Origin of the sequence: Pseudomonas edaphica (genome assembly GCF_005863185.1) — a bacterium.
Lineage (GTDB): Bacteria > Pseudomonadota > Gammaproteobacteria > Pseudomonadales > Pseudomonadaceae > Aquipseudomonas > Aquipseudomonas edaphica.
This window is the reverse complement of record NZ_VBVZ01000813.1, coordinates 1-2,292: the sequence shown is the minus strand read 5'-3', so window position 1 is coordinate 2,292 and position 2,292 is coordinate 1. Positions and strand designations below refer to the sequence as shown.

The 2,292-nt window shown below is 62.6% G+C and carries 2 pseudogenes; both read left to right on the top strand.

Annotated features, from left to right (window positions below):
• Nucleotides 1-148: 148 nt before the first annotated feature.
• A pseudogene (locus FEM54_RS35195) lies at nucleotides 149-1,390 on the top strand (PDC sensor domain-containing protein); the annotation flags it as partial.
• 396 nt (nucleotides 1,391-1,786) lie between these two features.
• Nucleotides 1,787-2,292 (top strand): annotated as a pseudogene (locus tag FEM54_RS35190) (methyl-accepting chemotaxis protein); the annotation flags it as partial.

Below are 2,292 nucleotides of genomic sequence, written 5' to 3'. Positions count from 1 at the left end.
CCGCTGGGCTGCGCAGCAGCCCCAAAAAAACAGGAGCGCTGCGCACTGGAGCGCCAGCGGGAGCAAGCTCCCTCGCCACAGAATAAAGAAGCGTGAAAGGCAGCCGATACAAAGGCTCTCTGTGTTTTCAGGTTAAGGATGCTCCTCGATGTCGCTTAGACAGCTCTCCATTCAATGGAAAATCACCCTGCTCGCGGGCCTGTGCCTGCTGGGGATCGTGACCCTGCTGGTGGGTCTGTCGCTTTTTCGCATGGAGCAGAGTTCACAGCAGGTCAAAGCGTCCAGCATGCAGATGCTCGACGCGTCCGCCCAGGCGCGCATCGAGGCCCAAGGTGAAGTGCAGGCGCTGGGCATTCGCCAGCAATTCATGGACGCCTACCAGTACGGCCATGGTTTTTCGCGCCAAGTGTTGTTTTTGCGTGAGCAGGCGGAAAAACGCTTCCTCGACGCCTTCGATACCCGCGAAGACCTGACCCGCCAAGTCAAGGCCGCCCTGCAAGCCAACCCCGATCTGCTCGGCCTGTCGTTGGTGTTTGAGGCCAATGCGCTGGACGGCAAGGACGAGTTGTTCGCCAATCAGGCAGAACTGGGCAGCAACGACAAAGGGCGCTTCGCCCTCTACTGGTCGCAGCCCACACCCGGCAAACTCACCTCCATGTCACTACCCGAAAGCGACATGGCCGACATCAGCGTCGGCCCCAGCGGCGAAAAGGCTAACGCCTGGTTCACCTGCCCACGCACTACGCTGAAACCCTGCGTGATCGAACCGTACTTTTATGTGATCGACGGGCAAAACGTGCTGATGACCAGCATCGTCTTCCCGCTGATGGTCAACGGCAAAGTTATTGCCTCGCTGTCGGTGGACATCAACCTCAACAGCCTGCAGGCCGTGAGCCAACAGGCCAGCCAGAAGCTGTATGACGGCCAGACCCAGGTCAGCATCCTCAGCCCCACCGGTTTGCTCGCCGGCTACAGCCCGGACGCCGGCAAACTCAGCCAGCGTCTGGATCAGGTCGACAGCGCCAGCGGCGCGCAACTGATCAGCGTACTGGCCAGTAACCCCCAGACCAGCAGCCTGCGTACCGACCATCAACTCAAGGTGCTGGCGCCCTTCGCGCCGATTCCCGGCGGCAAGCCGTGGGGCGTGTTGCTGGATGTGCCGGAAAAAGTCCTGGTCGGCCCCGCCGAAACACTCAAGGCGCAGTTGGACGCGGACAACGCCCGTGGCACGCTGCTGGAACTGAGCCTGGGCCTGCTGGCGGCCGTGGTTGGCTTAGTGCTTGTGTGGCTGATGGCCCGCAGCGTGACCCGGCCGATCCTCGGCGTGGCACGCATGCTCGAAGACATCGCCAGCGGCGAAGGCGACCTCACCCGCCGCCTGGCCTACGACAAACAGGATGAACTGGGCCAACTGGCCGGCTGGTTCAACCGCTTCCTCGACAAGCTGCAACCGATCATTGCCCAAGTGAAACGCTCGGTGCAGGACGCCCGTGGCACTGCCGACCAGTCCGCCGAAATCGCCACGCAAACCAGCGCCGGCATGGAGCAGCAATACCGTCAGGTCGACCAAGTGGCCACCGCCTCCCACGAAATGAGCGCCACCGCCCAGGACGTCGCCCGCAGTGCTGCCCAGGCGGCACACGCCGCACGCGATGCCGACCAGGCCACACGCGACGGCTTGAGTGTGATCGACCGCACCACCACCAATATCGGCAACCTGGCGGCGGATATGAGCACCGCCATGGCCCAGGTCGAAGGCTTGGCGGCCAATAGCGAGAAGATCGGTTCGGTGCTGGAAGTGATTCGCGGCATCGCCGAGCAAACCAACCTGCTGGCACTCAACGCCGCCATCGAAGCCGCCCGCGCCGGTGAGGCTGGGCGTGGTTTTGCGGTGGTCGCCGACGAAGTACGCAACCTGGCACAGCGCACCCAGGAGTCGGTAGAAGAAACCCGCCTGGTGATCGAGCACCTGCAAAGCGGCACCACCGACGTGGTTGGCTCCATGGGCAATAGCTATCGGCAGGCCCAAGGCAGTGTCGAACAGGTCGGCCAGGCGGTCACCGCCCTGCGTCAGATTGGTGAGGCGGTCACGGTGATCAGCGACATGAACCTGCAAATCGCCAGCGCCGCCGAACAGCAAAGCGCCGTGGCCGAAGAGATCAACAGCAATGTGGCGACGATACGGGATGTGACTGAATCGCTGTCGGAGCAGGCGAATGAATCGGCGCGGGTGAGCCAGGCGTTGAACAGCCTGGCAAATCAGCAGCAGGGGTTGATGGATCAGTTTCGGGT